Below are 18915 nucleotides of genomic sequence, written 5' to 3' on the forward strand. Positions count from 1 at the left end.
TGTTGCTGTGTTTTGGTAGGGCGTGGCCGATCACGAAAAAGGTGATGATTGTGAGGTGTTTTGGTGCTTGACACGCGTGATGCGGGCTCTAATCGCGCTTCATGTGCGTTTACGCACAAAACTGACATTGCATCTGTGCGCAAGCTGCCCTTGGGTTAAGCGCGGGGGTTGGCGAAAGGCTTCATCTGTTCACAGGTTACAGGGTTACCCAAAGGCGTGAGCGGCCAATATTTCCACCCGGTGCCGGGTCTGTGAGCGATCTGAAACCATTGAGGGGCCGTTTCGGCATATTCCAGCAGGGAATCAGCGGCCCAAAACGGGACAAAACGAGTCGGATGGGTGCGGGTGGCGATCAATGAGCCGACCAGAATCGCAATCAGTCCCGTCAGCCTCTTCAGAATGACGCGATGAATAGGGCCACTGAGTGGCATTTTCTGTTTTTCGGGCCCGCAGCAAGTTTTCGCCCGACGTAATCGGGTTCGCAGTGCCAGATATTCGCCTTCGACCTATGTCGTCGGTGGAAATTGTGGCTATATTTTTATTCATATTATGTATATGTATACCCTTGTCCGGGTGCATCCGAGTGATCGACATCTGGATAGCAGGCTTGCGCGCCCGAAACGTGAAAGGAACTGCCACATGAAAATCACGGCAATCAAAAGCCATGTGCTGCAATATGACCTGCCCGAGGAACTGGGCTATTCGCAGCAATATTATGCCAAACGCACCGCGCATCTTGTCGAGGTGCAGACCGATGAAGGGATCACCGGGTGGGGCGAATGCTTTGGCCCCGGCCCTATCGCGCTGGCCAATAAGGGTATTGTCGAAGGCGTCATTGCACCCATGGTCATCGGAATGGACCCGATGGATCGGGACGTGATCTGGCACAAGGTCTACAATCTGATGCGGGATCATGGGCAGAAAGGCATGCCGATGCAGTCGCTATCGGGCGTGGATATTGCGCTGTGGGATATTGCCGGCAAGATCTGCCAACAGCCCCTGCACAAACTGATCGGCGGAACCCATCGCAAGCATGTGCGTGCGTACGGCTATGGCATGATGCTAAAGCGCGAAAGCGTCGCAGACCATATCGCCCGTTTCAAGGACGAGGCGGCAGCCATCATCGCAATGGGCTTTACAGCGACCAAGATGAAAACAGGTCTTGGCCCAAAGGAAGATGTCAGGCTTTGCGCAGCCGTTGCCGAAGGTGTTGGCGACGCAAGGTTCATGGTGGACGCCAATCATTGCTACACAACGTCAGACGCATTCTATGTGGGCCGCGGGTTAGAGGAATTGGGCGCCTACTGGTTTGAAGAACCCGTCGCCCCCGAAGATCACGACGGCTACCGCGAATTGCGCGCGGGCCTCAAGGTCAACATCTCGGGCGGTGAGGCTGAATTCGGCCGCTGGGGCTGGCGCCAGATCCTTGAGAACCGGGGATTGGACATCGCGCAGCCAGAGGTCTGCGCCTTGGGGGGCATTACGGAATATCTGCGCGTGCTCGCCCTATGTCACGCTCACTTTACGCCCGTCGTGAACCATGTCTGGGGTTCTGCGGTTGCCGTGGCGACCAATCTGCACCTGCTTGCCGCAATGCCACCACTGCCCGGCGGCCTGCATCCGTGGGAACCAATGCTGGAATTTGACACGACCCATAACCTGTTTCGTGACAATCTTTTGGCCGAGCCGCTGGATATTCAGGGGCAGGTTGCCACCAATGATGGGTTCGTGACGGTCCCGCAGGGGCCGGGCATCGGGGTCACGCCTGATCCGGATTTCATCAAGCACTACGAAATCTGAACCCGCGGCCAATCACCGGGCGTCTGGGGCCGCGTCCAGTCTTGCAGCAAGACGGGCGGCGGCATCTGTCAGATGCGCTGTCATGGCCCGGCGCGCCTGCGCTGCATCGCCATCGGCAATCGCGTCGGATATGTCGCGATGAAGCGGCAGCGATTTGCGATTGCGCGCCGCATCCGGATTGGTCAACCGGATGCTCAGCAGCAATCCGGTGAAGATGGCGTTTTCCAAAGCGTCAAAATACCTGTTTCGGGCAGTGTGCAAAATGGCGATGTGAAATCTGGCATCCGCCACGACATATTCATTGTTCTGGCCAACGGTCTTTTCCATCTGGGCCAACGCGTCACGGATGGCCTGCATATCCCCGTCAGTGCGCCGTTGCGCCGCCAGCGCAGCTGCATCCGGCTCAACCGCCTGCCGCAACTCGATCAGGTCTTTCAATTGCCCGCCATCAAGCTGGACCCCCTGCTGCCATTGCAGGACAGCACGGTCCAGCAACTGCCAGTCTTTCGGATCCAGAACCCGGGTGCCGATCCGCGGCCGCACCTCAAGCATTCCCTTCGCGACAAGCATGCGCACAGCCTCGCGGACCACGGTCCGGCTGACCCCGAATTCTTCGCAAAGTAGCGGTTCCTCGGCCAGCGTTTGCCCGGGCGGGTAGACGCCACCCAGAATGCGCGTGCCAATCTGTTCGGCCACCTGTTCGGACAGGTTGCGACTAAGAAGCTTTGTTTGCGGTGACGGATTGATGTCGATTGTGCCTTGTATGTGGGGGTGTCGCGCATTTGCGCAGCTGCCCGGGGCGTTTGATACATCATATCTTTGCGGCGGCGGCGGTCAACGACGGCTGCGATCATGAAAATGGGCACCCCAGATGGGATGCCCAATCCGCTTTGGCGTTGTGGCCGCTTATTCCCAACCGACCTCGTTGAAAATTTGCTGTGCGGCGGGCAGGTTCTTGGCCACCGCACTTAGATCAACGGCATCCGGGCGGAAAAGCCCAAGTGCCGCAACCGACGCCGACAAACCAACCCCGGGGACGGCAGGGTATTCATCATTGCCCGCGCTGAAATATTGCTGCGCCTGATCCGAGGCGAGGTATTCCATGAACTTGATGGCGTTATCCTTGTTCGGGGCATGTGACGCGACGCCACCACCGGACAGGTTCATATGCGCGCCTTCGGCATTTTGTGCGGGGAAAATCCAGCCGATATTGTCCATGGCTTCTGGGTCCAGACCGTCCACATCCTTTCGGATCGCGCGGGCGAAGTAGTATGTGTTCGAGATGGAAATATCGCATTCACCCGACACAAGGCCGCGCAGCTGATCAGTATCGCCACCCTGCGGCGCCCGCGCGAAGTTATCCACCACGCCCTGCGCCCAGTTTTTGGCAGCCTCAGCGCCGTGGTTTTCGATGACTGCCGACAACAAGGTCTGCGAATACACATTCGACGATGACCGGTGACAGACCTGCCCCTGATAAGCCGGATCAGCAAGCGAAACATAATCCATCGGTGGGTTTGTCACGTCTGTCTTGTCGTAAAAGATGATCCGGGCGCGCTGGCTGAACCCAAACCACTGATTGTCTGCATCCTGCAACGATGCGGGAATGCGGGCTTCCAGGACATCGCTGTCAATGCTTTGCAAGACACCGGCATCCTTGGCCCGCTCCAACCGGGATGTATCGACCGTCAGCAGGATATCGGCGGGCGAATTCGCGCCCTCTGCCTGCATACGGGCGATCAGTTCATCGGCCTTGCCCTCAATCCGGTTGATCGTGATACCGGTCATATCCGTGAAATCAGAGTAAAGCCGCTCATCCGTGTCATAATGGCGGGACGAGTAGAGGTTCAGCTCGCCCTCAGCCAAGGCATTGGTTGCCAGAACCGCAACCGTACTCGCCAGAATCAGTCGGGCGCAGGTATTCGTTTTCATCGCGTTTTCCTTTTGCGAGTGTTTCACTCAGGAATGGGTTGTAACGTCCTTTTCCAGATTGTCCATATTTCCTGATTAAAATTGTCGGATTGACATAACTTATTATTTTACTCAGGATTAAGGGGCATTTCTAGCCACCCCAACACATTCACGGGGAAGCCCGAACATCGTCAGACTGAAAGGACTTCCCCTATGCCAAGACAAGATACTGACACGACAGCGCCACGGCCCGCAGACCAACTATCCGTGCCCAGCAAGTCCGAGATCATCGCGGCTTTGCAGCAGGATGCCGGGCGCGCTGGCCTGCGATTGGAATGGGTTCTGGACAGATGCGTCACCGCGAAGGCAGGCGGCGAATGATCGCGCAGATCGCGGCCACAGGCCCAAAAACACAACCATTGCGCCGCCCCTCATTTGATGCGCGGGACCTTGTCGGTGACGATGGTCAGGCGAATATCGTGCTGGGGGATCAGGTCTATGTCCTGCGGATCACACGCGCGGGCAAACTGATCCTGACGAAATGACAATCCCATTCGAAAACCGTGGCGGCGCGGCTGTTGGATTTGTCGCCGACCTTGATGCCGTGACTGCCGCGTCCGTGATCTATTTGCGGATGTGGTGCAACGGCCCCGATACACAGGCCTGCGTCAGCAACGATCTGGCTGCGACGCTGGGGGTGGGGCGGGGACGCAAAGCTGTTCAGGCGTTTGATGAGCTTTGCAGAATATGCGCCCGACACGGGCGCCGCCCATTGATGCGACATGCGGTGACCTGCAAATGTGTGGGCGCGGATGAAGCATGCTTTGGCAATTTCGTCGCCATTGCTGCAGAGGGTGATCGCGATGACGCGATGCTGATGGCGACCTTGCTTGTCCGGCCGGATGTGGCGCCGCTTGTGGTCTCACTTGCCGCCGAATTCGGCCTGGCCCTGATGCAAATGAACCTGTCAGCCCCGCGCGAGATTGCTGGCCATCGTGACGTTCCGGTCGCCTACCACTGATCGGATATCGGGCATGAACAGCGTGCCTTTCAATCGGTCACGCGCGACTTAAATATGCGGTAGCGTATAAACCGCCACCGGAGATCCGATGCCCAAAACCCCCAGCCCCTGCATTGATGTCTGCAAATACAAGCGGGCCGGCCATTGCATAGGCTGTTCCATGACGAAGGCCCAGAAGTCGCTTTTCAAACAGTTGAGGAAAAACGGCCATCGGGACGGTTTCATCACGATGCTGATCGCACAACAAAACCAGATGGGTGGCTTTGGCGGCTGGCCCGGCGCTTATGCGAAAAAGTGCCGCAAGAAGGGTGTCAAACCGCCGATTGATCTGGCCCCGTAAACTGCCAGCAGCGTTGCACCGGCGCCGCAATCCTTGCAATTTCCCCGGTCCGAACACATTCCGCGCCGATGCAACTGTTAAGGTTCTGCGCAATTTCTGCTTCTTTGTTCAGACAAACCTGGACTACCCTGTGCCAGAGGACGGCTGATGAGACCTGCAACACGTAAATATATGACCCACCCAAGCGCTGCGCCATTGGGCAAGGCCAGCACGCGGGGCGCGTAACGTGGCAATCGGCGAAGCAGGCAGCATCACGACAAATTCTCCGACCGAGAACGCGCCAATCACCATCAATCTGACCCAGCCACTGACCGATCCGGTCTTTGCGCTGACCGCCACCAATAATGGCGGCAATCAGTTCACATTGCGCGTCACCGATGAAACGCTGGATGCAGACGGCAACACAATCGCCTTCACCTTCATCATCGAAGAATGGGAATATCACGACGGTCCGCACCCCGCGACCGAGACAATCAACTGGATCGCGGTTGAAGAGGGCATTCATACACTGCCCGACGGCCGGATCATCGAAGCGGGGACCGTCTCTGCCGACAACACCAACAGCCCCGTGACCTTGCAGGGTGATTTCGCCGCGCCGCCCGTGGTGCTGACATCGGTGATGTCAGAAAACGATACAACAACCGTCGACAGTGATCCGTTGAACATTACCGCAGATGGCTTTGTCGTACGCCTGCAAGAGGAAGAAGGCCAAGACGGTGTCCACGCGGATGAAACCGTTGGCTGGATTGCGATACAGGCGGGCGGAAATGCAGAATCCGGAACGGCAAACACGTTTGACAGTGTTGACGAGAATACCGATATCCTTGGCCTTGGCGCGACATTCACAGATGGTGTGGTTGTGGCCGAGACCCAGACAATCAATGGCGGCGACACCGCGACCGTTGTCATTGACGGGCAGACCAGCGACACCGTCGGCGTGTTCATCGAGGAAGAACAATCCAGAGACGCCGAAACAAACCATATTGATGAAACGGTCGGTATCGTCGCCTTCGAGGACGGCCTTATCCCATGTCTGACCGCCGGAACACGCATCCAGACCCCGTCAGGGCCGCGCCTGATTGACGACCTTCAGGCAGGCGACAGCATCACACTGCATGGTGAGCCAGGCACCAAGGATATCCTGCGGATATTCCGCCGCGATCTGGACCTTGCAGACCTGCGCCGTCACCCACATTTTCGCCCCGTCCGCATAAAGGCCGGCGCATTGAACGGCACCCTGCCACAGCGCGACTTGCTGGTATCGCGGCAGCATCGGATGCTTGTATCCTCCAAGATCGCAAAGCGGATGTTTGGCAGATTCGAGGTCTTGATCCCCGCCATCAAGCTGGTCGGCCTGCCGGGCATTTTCGTGGATGAGACGGTGAGGTCAGTGACCTATTATCACCTTCTGTGTGATGCGCATGTGGTCATTTACGCCGAAGGCGCCCCAACCGAGAGCCTTTATACAGGCAAACAGGCGCTCAAGGCGCTATTGCCGGAAATACAAACCGAGATCTTGTCGATCTTTCCTGAAATCGCTGACGAGACCCACCTGCCGCAACCCGCGCGCCGCTGCCAATCGGCGTTCAGCAAAAGACACTGGTGCGGCGGCATCTGAAAAATGCCACCCACCTGCTAAGCGCATACGAAAAATAGCGGGCACCCGCCCCGGTCACCGCAAATGCACCCGAAGGAACCACGCGAATTTCTCATGTGTCTGACCGCGTGCGATGCACAGGTCTTCGGTCAGCGTGTCGCCATGTTCGGCCGCCAGCGCGCCACACCCGGCCAACGTTGCCGCCAGGGTCTCTTGCGCATCAAGCATCGCTTTGATCATGTCCTTGTCGCTTGCACGGCCATCATGTTCGGCAACCTTGGACCGTTTGATCATACCTGCAAGCGTTGCTTCTGCATGCCCGTCAATGGCCTTGATCCGCTCGGCCAGGTCATCCTGGGCCGCAAAATGATCCTCATAGATTTGCTGAAAGAGTTCATGCAATGGCGCAAAGGCCATGCCTGTGACGTTCCAGTGGAAATTCTGCGCAAGCATGGTTGTCACTACGGTTTCAGCCACCGACTGATTAAGCGCGTCTGCAATGGCGGATCGGGCGTCTGTATCAAGGGACATTGCTGTCTGGGTCATTCCAACTCTCCAAATTATCTGTGTGCATTCTGGCTGGCGATGGCTGGCTAATCGCCAAGATAATCCGCCGCGCGCCATCGGCAAGGCCGTTTTGGAACTATTCTAAATCCTGACAAATGATGCCGAGATGCCGTTGATCAGGAAGGCAATGTTGCGTTGATCCTGCTTGGGGATCCGCGACCGGATCAGAAAAGCGAAGCTGTCATGATCGTTGTCGGCGGCGACAATTGCGCGCATCAGCCATGCTTCATCGAACGAGATTTCGGCCACACCCGGCCGGAACATGATCGGTTGCGTTCCTGTTGACTGTCGGACGCATCTGAAAAATGCGCGGGCAAAGACATCGCCCGGGACCGTCGGCTGATTGGCAAGCCGCGCACAGGTTTCAAAAAGGTCAGCATGGGACGCGGATCGGCATTCCAACGCCACATGGCGCAGCCTGTTCAAGCAATCGCGCCACGCCAATGATCGCGCCGGCGTTGCCGGAAATGCCGTTTCACCATAGAGCCGCGCAGCAGAGGCCATCATATCACTCACGCCTATCAATAGCCGGGAATCGTTTGCCCCAACATATTCCCGACTATAACTATAAGGATTGTGGCGATAGATAAAGTCCCATTGCGCGGGACGATCAATGCCACCCGACGCGGGGTGCGGTGGGGATGATATCATCTGGCCGCTGCCTGATCATGTCGCGCAGTTCCGATTTGACCGCCGCACGCCCCTGATCGTCAAACAGATTGTGCATTTCGCCGGGGTCCTCCTGCATATCATACAATTCGCCCGTATCCGTCCGCAGGTCGATGGACATCCGGTAACGGCCACTGCGGACCGTCATCAGATCCATATCGACCGCACTGCGCAACGCGTCGACCTCGTATTCTGACAGCGCAAAGTCGCGCGAGCCCGTGCCTTGCCACAATCCCCGCCAGGATTGGCCATGGGTCGCGGGGGCAGCAATGGCGCATAAATCCGCAGCGGTCGCCAGAATGTCGATCGTATTGATCGGGTCCTGCACCACCTTCCCCGCAGGGATGCCGGGCCCCATCGCCAGACATGGCACCCGAAGCAGCCCGTCATACATCATGGGTCCCTTCAAAAGGAGGCCATGATCCCCCAACCATTCCCCATGGTCGCTGGTGAATATGATATAGGTATTGTCCAGCTCGCCCTTGGCTTTCAGCGCATCCAGAATGCGCCCGACCTGATGGTCAACCGCCGAGATCATGCCGAAATAGATTGCGGTGATATCGCGCAGGGCCTGTTCGGTCAGATCGCCCTTTTGGCCCCAATCAACCCCACCTGCATTATGTTCCGACCCTTGTTTGATCGGCTTTGCCCGATCCTCGACAAAGGCCCGATGCCACCAAGGCCGGTGATCAAGATCAAGCGTGCTATTGGCGGCAATCGTCACATCCTCGCCGGCATACATGTCGCACCAGGGCCGTGGCGCAAGAAAGGGCGGGTGCGGATCGGGAAATGACACCCAGGCCATCAGCGGATCGTCGCCCTTATTTTCGATCATCTCGACAGCGCGATCCCCAATCCACGGTGAGGAATGCCATTTCTGATCCAGCGCCGACCGCCAGGCCTGAAAATGCGCGCTTTCGGGCTTTAAAGTATCCTTGGCGTGGTCCCAGCGGGCTTGCCCCTGCCCGTCCTGATCCAGCCAGTATTCGTAATGCAGGGCCTCTGGCGGGGCATACCACTGGGTATGGTGATGCGGGCGCAGCATCATCTGGACATGCGAAAAACCGAAATAGTCGCCGGTCCAGTCGGGGCCAAAATCCTTGGCGCTTTTATAGCATTCAGGTCGTCCGGTGGGCTCAAATGTCTGCTGGCTGGACAAGTGCGCCTTGCCGATAAAGTGAGTCTGATATCCGGCGCGGGTGAAAACCCCGCCCAACCCATCGGGACCCACACTTTCATCAAGATCACGACCATTGTCACGGACCCCGTGGCTGTAGGGAAGCTTTCCCGTCAGGATCGACGCGCGCGCCGCCTGGCACATCGGGTGCGGCGTGATGCATTTGGTAAAGCGCACGCCATCCCGTCCGATTCGGTCAATATGCGGTGTTTTCACGCCGCGCCCTTCCGCCCCGATACAGTCACCACGTTGCTGATCGGTCGTAATCAATATGAAATTTGGGCGTTTTTGCATCTGTCTCAGTTCCCATTGCGTCAAGAAAAATAGGCTAGAAAGGCAAAATCGACTATGGATCAAGAATAAATGATGTACAATAGGCAAAAATAATGTACGATTTTAAGTGAATAACGGGAGAGAGATCATGAAACGACTAATCGCCTTAAGTATGACCGGCCTTTTGGCTGCCTCTGCTGTCACCGCCCAGACCACGTTGGAAGTGACCGCATGGAAAGGCAACGAGGCCGAACCTGCCGGAATGGATGAGATCGTGGCCAAGTTCGAGGCCGCCCATCCTGATATTGACGTCGAACTGTCCTATATCAGCCGGTCGGATACTGACGTCGTGATCCCGCCCCGTCTTCAAAGCGGCAATCCACCGGATGTGATGATGGCAGATATGCCGCTGACCAAGGTCTGGGGTGATGCGGGACTGCTGGTTGACTGGGGAACGGATGCGGAATGGTACGGGCGTGTTCCTGCCGGGCTGCAGGATGCCATCACCATCAACGGGGCCGCCTATGTCATGCCCTTGGAAGTGATTGGCATGGGGCTTTATACTAACATGGATTTGCTGGCGCAGGTCGGCATTGATGCCGCCCCAACCAGTCTTGATGATCTCAAAGCTGCCTGCGGCGCCCTTGCGGATGCAGGGATCAAGCCGATGCTGATGACCGGCGGTTTTCCGTCCGTTCTGTTTGTGATCGCCAACGGGCTTGAGGCCGCAACCACGCCTGTCGCCGATCTGGGCAATGGCACTGCGCAATTTGTGGATGACCCGGGCTTCAGCGGTGCCCTTGATACCGTGCGGGACCTTGCCGATGCGCGCTGCTTTGACGCCAAGGAAATGGCCGGCGTCGATCCGTGGAGCACCGCATTAAGCGAGTTCAAGGCAGGCAACTTTGCGATGCTGCCCCAAGGTGCGTGGAATATCGGCAGTTTCCGCGAAGATCCCGCACTGAACTTTGTGTTCGGCCCGGTTCCGACCGCGTCGGGCACCGGCGTTACCGCTGATCTGTTTGGCTTTGGCTGGGTGATTGCATCAGAATCTGAAAATCAGGCCGCGGCAAAAACATTCGTCGAATTCTGGTCGCAACCTGAAAACCTGCAGCCGCTGCTGGATGCCGAGGCCGCCTATTCGCCTTTTGATGACGGCGCCAGCGGCACGCCAGCGCTTGCGGCCGGTTATGACGCCGCGCGGGCTGCGGGCGGTATCCGGAACTATCCGTTTTCCGTCGGCCAATGGCCCGGGGCGCTGGATGGCGAGATGCAGAACAGCATGACCGGCTTCCTGCTTGATCTGGAGCAGGACAATGGTGACATCCTCGTCCGCTGGGACGAAACTGTCGAAGACAACCTCTAAGCTCTCATTTGCCCCCGGTCACGCACTGGCCGGGGGTTTGCCGTCAGACATCACCTGAAAGCCAGTCCCATGTCTCCGAAGATGACCCGATTTCTCTTCATGCTTCCGGCCCTGATTGTTCTTGGGGTATTCTTTGTCTACCCGATCCTGCTGACATTCTATTACAGCTTCACCGACTTCACCGGGGTGGGGCAGCCGGAATATGCAGGCCTGAAAAACTACGACCGGATCGTATCCCGCAGCCGCTATCCCGAGGCCCTGAAAATCACGGTGCTGTTTACGGTCATCGTGGTGACCATTCAGACCACCGCGGGCCTGTTCATCGCCACGCTGTTGCAGCGTCTTCCGGCGGTGCGGAACTTTGCCCGGGCGGCCCTGTTCACACCGGCAATGATGTCCTTTGTGATTGTCGGCTACGTATGGCAATTCATCTATTCCCCTTTCAATGGGGGGTTGAATGCATTGTTGACCTCTGTCGGGCTGGAAAGCCTGGCCCGCGGTTGGCTGGGCGATCCGAACACCGCCCTGATTGCCATCGCCATCGCCCATGTCTGGATGTTCACGGGCTATACCACCGCGATCTTTCTGGCGGGCTTTGCCAATATCCCCGGCGATATCGACGAGGCCGGGCGTCTTGATGGCGCCAGTTCCTGGCAGCGTTTCCGATATCTTGAACTGCCCCTGCTGGCCCCCAGCGTGACCATCAACGTGATGTTGTCGACCATCGGCACGCTCAAGACCTTCGAGCTGCCCTTTATCATGACACGTGGCGGACCGGATGGGGCGACCCGGACCCTCAGCCTTGAGATCATCGAGAACCTGTTCGGGGCCTACAAGTTCGGCTTTGCCTCGGCCCTGTCGATTGTAATGCTGGTGATCGTCGTGATCGTGGCCTTCGTCCAGAACAAGTATCTGCGCAGCAGGGAGGATGTGACATGAACCTGACATCGCGAAAATTGGGGCAATGGATCGGCGGCGCCTTTGTCATCCTGCTCGTTCTGGTCATGCTGACCCCTGTCTTTTACATGATCATGATGTCGTTCCGGACCGGCGAGGAAATTGCCGCCGATCCGCTTGGCCTGCCATCGGGGCTGTTTCTGGGCAATTACGCCAATACGCTGGCCTCGATGGACTATGTGCGATCAGTCATCAACTCTATCGGCATTACGCTTTCGGTCACGGTTCTTGTGGCATTTGTCGGATCACTGGCCGCCTACCCGCTGGCCCGAAACACCACCGCACTGGGCCGGGCCTTTATCATGCTGGTCGCCCTTGGGCTTGCCACACCGGCCTTTGTGACGATTACGCCAATCTATGTGATCTTCCGCGAATTGGGCCTGCTGGATAGCTATATCGGGATCATCCTGGCCTTCACCGCGTTGAACCTGCCGCTTGCCGTTTTCTTCTATGTCGGTTTCATCGGGGCTGTCCCGCGCGAGCTTGAGGAAGCCGCCAAGCTGGACAATTGCAATGACTTTCAGATCTTCTGGTATGTCATCCGGCCCTTGCTTGGCCCCGCAACGGCCACGCTGTCGCTGTTTGTCATGCTGATGGTCTGGAACGACTTTACCTACCCGCTGCTATTGCTGACGGATCCGGACAAGTTCACCGTGATGATTTCGGTCTATCGCTTTGTCGGCAACCACAACATCGAACCTGATCTGCTATTCCCGGCCGCCGTTTTGGGATCACTGCCGCTGCTGATCATCTTTATCATCTTCCAGCGCCGGATCGTGGCTGGTGTGACTGCAGGGGCCGTCAAATGAACCTTGAAAACCGGCATATTATCGTCACCGGCGCGGGCGCCGGGATTGGGCTGGGGATTGCCCGGCAATGCATTGCAGCAAAGGCGCGGGTCACCGGTTTTGACATCTCTGATACCGCCGCAGACCAACTTGCGCAGATCGGTGCGGATTTCGTGCCTGTCGATGTCAGCGAGGCCAGCGGATTTGCGGCGGCGATCCGATCAGCGACCGAAAATGCGGGTCAGTTGGACGGGCTGGTCAATAATGCAGGGGTGACGATCCAGGCACCCCTTGCCAAGTTGAGCACCGACCAGATGGAAAAGATGTGGGGCATCAATCAACGATCCGTCCTTGTGGGCTGCCAGACGGCGGCCGGATTGCTGGGGCGCGGTGGCGCAATCGTCAATATCGCATCGAACCACGCGCGCTGCACTGATGCAGGCTCCGAGGCTTATGCAGGCACCAAGGGCGCGATTGTTGCCATGACCCGCGCCATGGCCTGGTCGCTTGGGCCGCAAGGTATTCGCGTCAACGCCCTATGCCCGGGAATGACCCGAACCGAAATCGTCGAGGACGCTATGCGCGATCCTGCCCTGGACGCCAAGTTTCGCGGCTGGGGCGCCGATAACGAGGTGAGCACCGTAGACGAGATTGGCAAGGTCGCCGTTTTCTTGCTTTCGGATGCGGCCATGGCCCTGAACGGCAGCGACGTCGTTGCCGATCGCGGCATGTCAGCGCGTCTTGGCGCCAATTTTTGAACAGGGGGACAGGATGTCAGAACTAACCTTGAAAAATGTCGTCAAACGATACGGCCAGGTCCAGGTGATCCATGGCGTGGACCTGCAGGTCAATGACGGCGAATTCTGTGTCTTCGTAGGCCCCTCGGGCTGCGGGAAATCCACGCTTTTGCGCATGATCGCGGGGCTGGAGGAAACAACCGAGGGTCAGATGACCATTGGGCCGCGCGATGTCACCCAGCTTGACGCCGCCAAACGCGGTGTGGCGATGGTATTTCAGACCTACGCGCTTTATCCGCATATGTCCGTCCGCGACAATATGAGCTTTGGCCTGAAAATGGGTGGGATGGGCAAATCCGAGATTGATGACAAGGTGAATGGGGCCGCCAAGATCCTGAAACTTGACAGCTATATGGATCGCAAGCCCAAGGCCCTGTCGGGCGGGCAGCGTCAGCGGGTTGCCATCGGACGCGCCATTGTGCGCGAACCCGAAGTGTTCCTGTTTGACGAACCATTGTCGAACCTGGACGCCGAATTGCGGGTTGAAATGCGTGTTGAAATCGCGCGGCTGCACAAGAAGCTTGGCGCCACGATGATCTATGTGACCCATGACCAGGTTGAGGCCATGACCATGGCAGACAAGATCGTCGTGCTGCGCGACGGCGTGATTGAACAGGTCGGCGCGCCCGTCCAGCTCTATGATGACCCCGACAACCTGTTTGTGGCAGGGTTCATCGGCAGCCCCCGGATGAACTTCTTTACCGGAACAGTGACGCAGGTCACAGGTGGGACCGCTATCGTCACCCTGCCACGGCTTGGCGGATTGGAGGTTCCCGTGCAACTTGCCAATCCCCCCAGCGAAGGCACCGCCGTCACCGCCGGGCTACGGCCCGAGCATTTCGAGCCCGACGGGCAATTGCGCGCAGAACTGCCCGTTGATGTGATCGAAAATCTGGGTGGCGTTTCTTACGCCTATTCCGCCTCCGACACCGATGACGCGCCCATCATCGTCGAATGGCGGGGCAAGGAACGCCCGACGGGCGGTGCGCAGATGCGCGTCGGTTTTGATGCTTCTTCGGTCCTGCTATTTGATACTGCATCCGAACGCCGCTTGCGCTAGGGCGCAATTGCGGGTTTCTGTGCCAAAACCAGACGCCGGACGTCTTAACGGTAAGCAATTGCGGGATGATGTATCAAATTTTGAACATAGCGTGTGAAATGCCGCCAGCCCGCTTGACCCCACTACCGGAAAGGAGGACGATCCGCCCATGACAAGTCACGGACCACTCGCATTGGCGGCAGATGAAGAAACTGCCGAAACGACCTCCAGCTCGATCTATTCCCGGATCCGGCACGATATCCTTTCAGGTGTCTTGCAGGCAAATTCGCGGTTGAAAATCTCCGAGCTTGCCCGCCGGCACGACACCTCGACCAACCCGGTGCGCGAAGCCTTGCAGCAGTTGCGCGGTGAGGGGTTGGTGCTATTTACCCCAAATCAGGGGGCGCGGGTCCGACCCATCGACATGGAATTTGTGCGCGACGTGGCCGAGGTGGGTTACCAGCTCGAACCCTATCTGTTGCGGCTTTATGTCGAGACGGCCAGCACCGACGACATCGCCGAGCTGGACAAGATACAGGCCGAGATCGGAGAGCTGAACTTTACCGATCGCGAGCGCCACACAATGCTGGACCGGCGGTTTCACGAAACCATGTATGAACGGCACTATAATCGTGTGGCGTTTGGCGTCTGGAACCAGCATCGCGAGATCATGGGGTCGATCAGTACCCGCATCCCTATCGCCATGGGCCGTCAGGAGGCCATCCTGCGCGAGCATCGTAGCCTGATTGACGCCATCAAGCGGCAGGATGTCGATGGCGCGATTGCTGTACTCAGCCAGCATATCGGTGATGCCGGGCGGCATCTGGTTGACCAGCTCCGGATTGAGCAGACCCGCGCCACCCGCAACCGCAGTGCCTGAGAAGGCCTGCTGCCAACCCCCCAGCCCGCCGCGACCGGCGGCCCAGACCCGGCGACTGCCCCGCACGGATAGGTCGGGACGGCGTGACCCCGATGTGGTGCACGTGCCCGGTGGGCGCGCCCTGTTAGGAACCGCCCGCCCCCTGATCGTTCCGGATGCCGAGGGCCCGCTGACCCATAAACGCGTGCGTGATCTTTGGTGGGAACGGGGGGCTGTCAGCATTGCTGCCTACCGGGCATTTGTGGATGCTACGGGGCATGTCACACTGGCCGAACAGTTCGGCTGGTCCTTTGTCTTTCACACCCACCTGCCCGGTGGCGCCGCGGGGACAGAGGGTATCGACGGGCTTGAATGGTGGCGCAAAATTAACGGGGCCAGCTGGGCCAGACCCTTCGGGCCGGATGTCACCGACATTGATGAAACCCTGCCTGCCACGCATATCGCCTGGGACGACGCCCGGGCCTATGCCGCATGGATGGGCGGCCGCTTGCCCAAAGAGGCGGAATGGGAACATGCCGCCCGCGGCGGGCTGGGCGATGTCCGTTATCCGTGGGGCGATGACGATCCGGACGACACCACGTTCCTGCCCTGCAATATCTGGCAAGGGCATTTCCCGATGCAGGATACCGGCGCCGATGGTTTTGCCGGGCCGGCGCCGGTGCTGGCGCTGGCGCCAAACGGGTATGGATTGCACCACATGGTTGGCAACGTCTGGGAATGGACGGCAGAGCCATTCCGGCTGCGATCCCAAAGCCGCGACGCCCGCCGCCGCATGGCCGAGGCGAAGGGACAAAAACTGCTGAAGGGCGGATCATATCTGTGCCACGAAAGCTATTGCCACCGCTACCGTATCGCTGCGCGGTCGGGAAACACGCCCGACAGTACAAGCGGGCATACCGGGTTTCGCGTGGTCTATGACCGACCGCCGACCTGACACTCAATTTGGGTGATGGTTATGCTGCTCGGCCCTGTCGCGCCCGTCAATATAGCTGCCCACGGGCGGATGATGCCCAGGCCCGGCCAGCCAGTCACCTTCGGCGTGCATCCAATCGAACAGCCTGGCCTTCAGATCCGCCTGAACCGCCGCGATCTGTGGCTGCCCTGCAAGATTATGGCGCTCTTGCGGGTCGGTCTCCAGATCATACAGCTCTTCGATGTCATGCGGGCTCCACGCGTATTTGTAGCGCGCACCGCGAATGCCGCGAAAGCGGAACTGGCGCCCTTGATAGGCATCATAGACATATGTCGCGTGATCTGCCGTTGTTTCCCAATAACTGCGGGCGAACTCATCCGTGCGTAGCAAGTCAGTGCCGCCGCTGCGCGCAATCATGGTGGGAAAAAGGTCGCGGAAACTGACAAACGCATCCGAGGTCGCCCCGCCCGTATCGCCAGGCGCGCGGATCAGCATCGGAATACGCATCACTTCATCATAAAAGAACGGTCCCTTGTCGAACCAGCCATGCGCGCCCAGCATTTCGCCATGATCGGCAGTGAATGCGATGGCGGTACTGTCGTCCAGCCCATGCGCGGATACCGCATCTGTCAACCGTCCGAACATGGCGTCGATATAGGAACAAAAGCCCCAATAATGCTGCGCAGTGCGGCGCCAATCCTCTGCCGTCATATGTGACGTGTCCTGACAGGGCCAATAGGATGCAGATTGCGCCACGGGCTTGCCCACCTCCGAGAATTGCGGACACCAGTTATCCGGTACGAAATCCGACGGCAGATCATCATAAAGTGCCACATATTCTGCGGGGACATGGTGGGGGAAATGAGGCCCATGCAGACAGACCACCAGGCAGAACGGCTGATCCTTTTTGGCGAGATCGGCCAGTTTGTGGATGGCCGCATCAACGCGCCTTTCATCCAGCGGGATACCGTCTGTGATCGTGCCGTAATAGGGGGATTTACGTGGTTCGGCGAACCGCACGTCGCTGGTATTCATCAGGGCCAGATCACCACCATCGCTGAGAATGACATCGTCAATACCGCGATCATGGATCGTGCCGTCGCCCAGATGCCACTTGCCAATGAACGTGACGTGATAGCCGTCATCGCGCAATCGTTCCAGATAGGTGGTCTGGGCGGGGTGCAGCTTGCCATGCGGGTAAAAGGACGTTCCCTGCACATTATCCATGGTGCCGTTCTGGTGCGGCAGCTTGCCGGTAAACAGACTGCCACGGGCGGGTGTGCACAGGGGAACTGTCGTGAAGGCATTGACGAAATTCGTTGCGGTTTTTTCGAATGCTTTCAGATGGGGCAGCTTGGCGGGATGCCCCGGCGCGTTCAACGTGTCCCAACGCCATTGGTCGGTCACAAAAAGAACCATGTTCTTGCGATCTGTCATGCACGTATCCCCTGATTTTGATCGTCGCCCAGCATATGGCAATTCATCTCAATTACCATATCGCGCTCTATTTTTCAAAAATAATGTATGATTTTATAATTTTCATGCTACGGTAAGGCAACGATGGATTCGAATTGGGAGGCGAATCGTGGAAAGCTCATCCGCAAGCGACGTCGAAACAGCGGCAATCACACCGCTGCCATCAACGTCCCGCGACGCGCAAATCGCCAAAATCGAAACCATTCTGGCACGTGTCGGGGTGCGCAATCAGCTTTTGATCCGTGTCGAAACAAATGACGGGCTGATCGGTTGGGGCGAATCCGGTCTGTCGTCACGCGAACAGGCCGTGGCTGCGGTTGTTGCGGATTTTGCCCGCTTTCTGATCGGACAGGACTCGCGCCAGATCGGGCGCATCTGGCAGGAAGCCTACCGCAGTCAGTATTTCGAAGGCGGGCGGGTGCTGACGGCTGCGATCTCGGCCATCGACATCGCGCTGCATGACATTCTGGGCAAGCGCCTTGGTGTGCCGGTCTATCAGCTGCTGGGCGGCAAGCAGCGCGATGTTGTGCCCAGTTTTGCAAGCTTCATGGCCGCTGATGTTGATCAGGCGCTGGCAGATACCCGCACCCTTGTGAATGACGGCTGGGATTGCGTGCGCATCTATCCGGCAGGGTTCGACAGCGGCAGCACGTTCAATCCGCGTACCACCCTGGACAAGACCGTCAAAATCCTGACCGTGATGCGCCAGGAATTCGGCCGCAACCTGACCATCGGGATCGACCTGCACCACCGGTATACCCCGGCTGAAATTGCCAGTTTCTGCAACATGCTGCCTGCTGGCACGCTGGATTTTCTCGAAGAGCCGATCCGCTGCGAAACACCTGAAGCTTACGAAATGCTGCGCCGCATGACGAATATCCCCTTCGCGGTAGGCGAGGAATTTGCGTCAAAATGGCAGGCGGGTCCTTACCTCGATAAGGCGCTGACCCAGTATATGCGCCTGGATATCTGCAACATTGGCGGTTTCACCGAGGCGATGAAAGTCGCCGGCTGGAGCGAGCGTCACTATATCGACCTGATGCCGCATAACCCGCTTGGCCCGATCTGCACCGCGGCAAGTGTGCATATGTCCGCGGCAGTTCCAAATTTCAGCTGGCTTGAGACGCGTCAATCAAGCGTCGAAAACCTCGGTTTTCATGACCAAGCCCTTTTTCCGGTTCAAGTCGCGCTGGAGGGCGCGGTTTACGTCGTGCCGGACACGCCCGGCCTGGGGGTCGACGTCGACGAAGATGCACTGCGGAACGCAAATGCATCACATGTTGAATGCCCCCATCTCAGCCGGCCTGATGGATCAGTGACCAACTGGTGATCAACAACAAGACG

Annotated in this window: 21 protein-coding genes; 14 read left to right on the forward strand and 7 right to left on the reverse strand. The window is 58.1% G+C overall.

What is annotated here, in order from left to right; translation table 11 throughout:
* Positions 1–155 precede the first annotated feature (155 nt).
* On the reverse strand, positions 156–431 hold the full coding sequence (locus AABB31_RS12395; RefSeq protein WP_342077839.1) for a hypothetical protein: 276 nt from the start codon (positions 429–431) through the stop codon (positions 156–158).
* A gap of 208 nt (positions 432–639) precedes the next feature.
* Between AABB31_RS12395 and AABB31_RS12400 the strand changes: the two genes are divergently transcribed.
* Entirely contained in the window at positions 640–1800 is a 1161-nt protein-coding gene (locus AABB31_RS12400) for a mandelate racemase/muconate lactonizing enzyme family protein (RefSeq protein ID WP_342077838.1), read from the forward strand.
* A gap of 12 nt (positions 1801–1812) precedes the next feature.
* Here the strand turns inward: AABB31_RS12400 and AABB31_RS12405 are convergent, their stop codons facing one another.
* Together AABB31_RS12405 and AABB31_RS12410 are read right to left on the reverse strand one after the other, a co-directional pair.
* The gene (locus AABB31_RS12405; protein ID WP_342077837.1) at positions 1813–2496 is read right to left on the reverse strand and encodes a FadR/GntR family transcriptional regulator; all 684 of its coding nucleotides are present in this window, start codon (positions 2494–2496) and stop codon (positions 1813–1815) included.
* Positions 2497–2706: 210 nt separating this feature from the next.
* Positions 2707–3732, reverse strand: coding sequence for an extracellular solute-binding protein (locus AABB31_RS12410; protein WP_342077836.1), 1026 nt, complete (start codon positions 3730–3732; stop codon positions 2707–2709).
* A 192-nt stretch (positions 3733–3924) separates the two neighbouring features.
* Between AABB31_RS12410 and AABB31_RS12415 the strand changes: the two genes are divergently transcribed.
* From AABB31_RS12415 to AABB31_RS12435, 5 genes are all read left to right on the forward strand, one after another.
* Entirely contained in the window at positions 3925–4092 is a 168-nt protein-coding gene (locus AABB31_RS12415; RefSeq protein ID WP_342077835.1) for a hypothetical protein, read from the forward strand.
* Positions 4089–4256 (forward strand): hemin uptake protein HemP, encoded by a 168-nt coding sequence (hemP, locus tag AABB31_RS12420; RefSeq protein WP_342077834.1) that lies wholly within the window; start codon positions 4089–4091, stop codon positions 4254–4256. Before AABB31_RS12415 ends, hemP begins: the two co-directional genes overlap by 4 nt.
* The gene (locus AABB31_RS12425; RefSeq protein WP_342077833.1) at positions 4253–4732 is read left to right on the forward strand and encodes a hypothetical protein; all 480 of its coding nucleotides are present in this window, start codon (positions 4253–4255) and stop codon (positions 4730–4732) included. Before hemP ends, AABB31_RS12425 begins: the two co-directional genes overlap by 4 nt.
* Before the next feature lie 88 nt (positions 4733–4820).
* Positions 4821–5072 (forward strand): DUF1289 domain-containing protein, encoded by a 252-nt coding sequence (locus AABB31_RS12430; protein WP_342077832.1) that lies wholly within the window; start codon positions 4821–4823, stop codon positions 5070–5072.
* Positions 5073–5298: 226 nt separating this feature from the next.
* Positions 5299–6690, forward strand: a complete 1392-nt coding sequence (locus AABB31_RS12435; protein ID WP_373634803.1) for a Hint domain-containing protein — start codon at positions 5299–5301, stop codon at positions 6688–6690.
* Positions 6691–6744: 54 nt separating this feature from the next.
* Here the strand turns inward: AABB31_RS12435 and AABB31_RS12440 are convergent, their stop codons facing one another.
* From AABB31_RS12440 to AABB31_RS12450, 3 genes are all read right to left on the reverse strand, one after another.
* A complete protein-coding gene (locus AABB31_RS12440; protein ID WP_342077830.1) occupies positions 6745–7215 on the reverse strand; it encodes a DNA starvation/stationary phase protection protein in 471 nt (156 codons plus the stop codon).
* Positions 7216–7317: 102 nt separating this feature from the next.
* A complete protein-coding gene (locus tag AABB31_RS12445) occupies positions 7318–7743 on the reverse strand; it encodes a hypothetical protein (protein ID WP_342077829.1) in 426 nt (141 codons plus the stop codon).
* Between the two features lie 103 nt (positions 7744–7846).
* The gene (locus tag AABB31_RS12450) at positions 7847–9376 is read right to left on the reverse strand and encodes a sulfatase (protein ID WP_373634804.1); all 1530 of its coding nucleotides are present in this window, start codon (positions 9374–9376) and stop codon (positions 7847–7849) included.
* Positions 9377–9503: 127 nt separating this feature from the next.
* On the opposite strand from AABB31_RS12450, the gene AABB31_RS12455 reads away from it, so the two are divergent.
* The 7 genes from AABB31_RS12455 (at position 9504) to AABB31_RS12485 (ending at position 16116) form a co-directional block, all read left to right on the forward strand.
* Positions 9504–10721, forward strand: coding sequence for an extracellular solute-binding protein (locus AABB31_RS12455; RefSeq protein WP_342077826.1), 1218 nt, complete (start codon positions 9504–9506; stop codon positions 10719–10721).
* A gap of 81 nt (positions 10722–10802) precedes the next feature.
* The gene (locus AABB31_RS12460) at positions 10803–11660 is read left to right on the forward strand and encodes a sugar ABC transporter permease (RefSeq protein WP_342077825.1); all 858 of its coding nucleotides are present in this window, start codon (positions 10803–10805) and stop codon (positions 11658–11660) included.
* The gene (locus AABB31_RS12465) at positions 11657–12487 is read left to right on the forward strand and encodes a carbohydrate ABC transporter permease (RefSeq protein ID WP_342077824.1); all 831 of its coding nucleotides are present in this window, start codon (positions 11657–11659) and stop codon (positions 12485–12487) included. The genes AABB31_RS12460 and AABB31_RS12465 overlap by 4 nt, the downstream gene beginning before the upstream one ends.
* On the forward strand, positions 12484–13224 hold the full coding sequence (locus tag AABB31_RS12470; protein ID WP_342077823.1) for an SDR family oxidoreductase: 741 nt from the start codon (positions 12484–12486) through the stop codon (positions 13222–13224). The genes AABB31_RS12465 and AABB31_RS12470 overlap by 4 nt, the downstream gene beginning before the upstream one ends.
* Positions 13225–13237: 13 nt before the next feature.
* A complete protein-coding gene (locus tag AABB31_RS12475; protein WP_373634805.1) occupies positions 13238–14323 on the forward strand; it encodes an ABC transporter ATP-binding protein in 1086 nt (361 codons plus the stop codon).
* A 148-nt stretch (positions 14324–14471) separates the two neighbouring features.
* Positions 14472–15182: a GntR family transcriptional regulator gene (locus tag AABB31_RS12480; protein ID WP_373634806.1), complete on the forward strand. Its 711-nt coding sequence runs from the start codon at positions 14472–14474 to the stop codon at positions 15180–15182.
* The gene (locus AABB31_RS12485) at positions 15175–16116 is read left to right on the forward strand and encodes a formylglycine-generating enzyme family protein (protein WP_373634807.1); all 942 of its coding nucleotides are present in this window, start codon (positions 15175–15177) and stop codon (positions 16114–16116) included. Before AABB31_RS12480 ends, AABB31_RS12485 begins: the two co-directional genes overlap by 8 nt.
* 3 nt (positions 16117–16119) lie before the next feature.
* Here the strand turns inward: AABB31_RS12485 and AABB31_RS12490 are convergent, their stop codons facing one another.
* Positions 16120–17532, reverse strand: coding sequence for a sulfatase-like hydrolase/transferase (locus AABB31_RS12490; protein WP_342077819.1), 1413 nt, complete (start codon positions 17530–17532; stop codon positions 16120–16122).
* Positions 17533–17680: 148 nt separating this feature from the next.
* Between AABB31_RS12490 and AABB31_RS12495 the strand changes: the two genes are divergently transcribed.
* The gene (locus tag AABB31_RS12495) at positions 17681–18901 is read left to right on the forward strand and encodes a mandelate racemase/muconate lactonizing enzyme family protein (protein WP_342077818.1); all 1221 of its coding nucleotides are present in this window, start codon (positions 17681–17683) and stop codon (positions 18899–18901) included.
* Positions 18902–18915: the final 14 nt, after the last annotated feature.

Origin of the sequence: Yoonia sp. SS1-5 (genome assembly GCF_038443705.2) — a bacterium.
Lineage (GTDB): Bacteria > Pseudomonadota > Alphaproteobacteria > Rhodobacterales > Rhodobacteraceae > Yoonia > Yoonia rhodophyticola.

What these genes read in the sequence shown, in the direction of transcription:
- AABB31_RS12395 (WP_342077839.1), bottom strand. Translation starts at nt 431, where the DNA reads ATGCCACTCAGTGGCCCTATTCATCGCGTCATTCTGAAGAGGCTGACG.
- AABB31_RS12400 (WP_342077838.1), top strand. Translation starts at nt 640, where the DNA reads ATGAAAATCACGGCAATCAAAAGCCATGTGCTGCAATATGACCTGCCC.
- AABB31_RS12410 (WP_342077836.1), bottom strand. Translation starts at nt 3,732, where the DNA reads ATGAAAACGAATACCTGCGCCCGACTGATTCTGGCGAGTACGGTTGCG.
- AABB31_RS12415 (WP_342077835.1), top strand. Translation starts at nt 3,925, where the DNA reads ATGCCAAGACAAGATACTGACACGACAGCGCCACGGCCCGCAGACCAA.
- hemP (WP_342077834.1), top strand. Translation starts at nt 4,089, where the DNA reads ATGATCGCGCAGATCGCGGCCACAGGCCCAAAAACACAACCATTGCGC.
- AABB31_RS12425 (WP_342077833.1), top strand. Translation starts at nt 4,253, where the DNA reads ATGACAATCCCATTCGAAAACCGTGGCGGCGCGGCTGTTGGATTTGTC.
- AABB31_RS12430 (WP_342077832.1), top strand. Translation starts at nt 4,821, where the DNA reads ATGCCCAAAACCCCCAGCCCCTGCATTGATGTCTGCAAATACAAGCGG.
- AABB31_RS12440 (WP_342077830.1), bottom strand. Translation starts at nt 7,215, where the DNA reads ATGACCCAGACAGCAATGTCCCTTGATACAGACGCCCGATCCGCCATT.
- AABB31_RS12445 (WP_342077829.1), bottom strand. Translation starts at nt 7,743, where the DNA reads ATGATGGCCTCTGCTGCGCGGCTCTATGGTGAAACGGCATTTCCGGCA.
- AABB31_RS12450 (WP_373634804.1), bottom strand. Translation starts at nt 9,376, where the DNA reads ATGCAAAAACGCCCAAATTTCATATTGATTACGACCGATCAGCAACGT.
- AABB31_RS12455 (WP_342077826.1), top strand. Translation starts at nt 9,504, where the DNA reads ATGAAACGACTAATCGCCTTAAGTATGACCGGCCTTTTGGCTGCCTCT.
- AABB31_RS12460 (WP_342077825.1), top strand. Translation starts at nt 10,803, where the DNA reads ATGACCCGATTTCTCTTCATGCTTCCGGCCCTGATTGTTCTTGGGGTA.
- AABB31_RS12465 (WP_342077824.1), top strand. Translation starts at nt 11,657, where the DNA reads ATGAACCTGACATCGCGAAAATTGGGGCAATGGATCGGCGGCGCCTTT.
- AABB31_RS12470 (WP_342077823.1), top strand. Translation starts at nt 12,484, where the DNA reads ATGAACCTTGAAAACCGGCATATTATCGTCACCGGCGCGGGCGCCGGG.
- AABB31_RS12475 (WP_373634805.1), top strand. Translation starts at nt 13,238, where the DNA reads ATGTCAGAACTAACCTTGAAAAATGTCGTCAAACGATACGGCCAGGTC.
- AABB31_RS12480 (WP_373634806.1), top strand. Translation starts at nt 14,472, where the DNA reads ATGACAAGTCACGGACCACTCGCATTGGCGGCAGATGAAGAAACTGCC.
- AABB31_RS12490 (WP_342077819.1), bottom strand. Translation starts at nt 17,532, where the DNA reads ATGACAGATCGCAAGAACATGGTTCTTTTTGTGACCGACCAATGGCGT.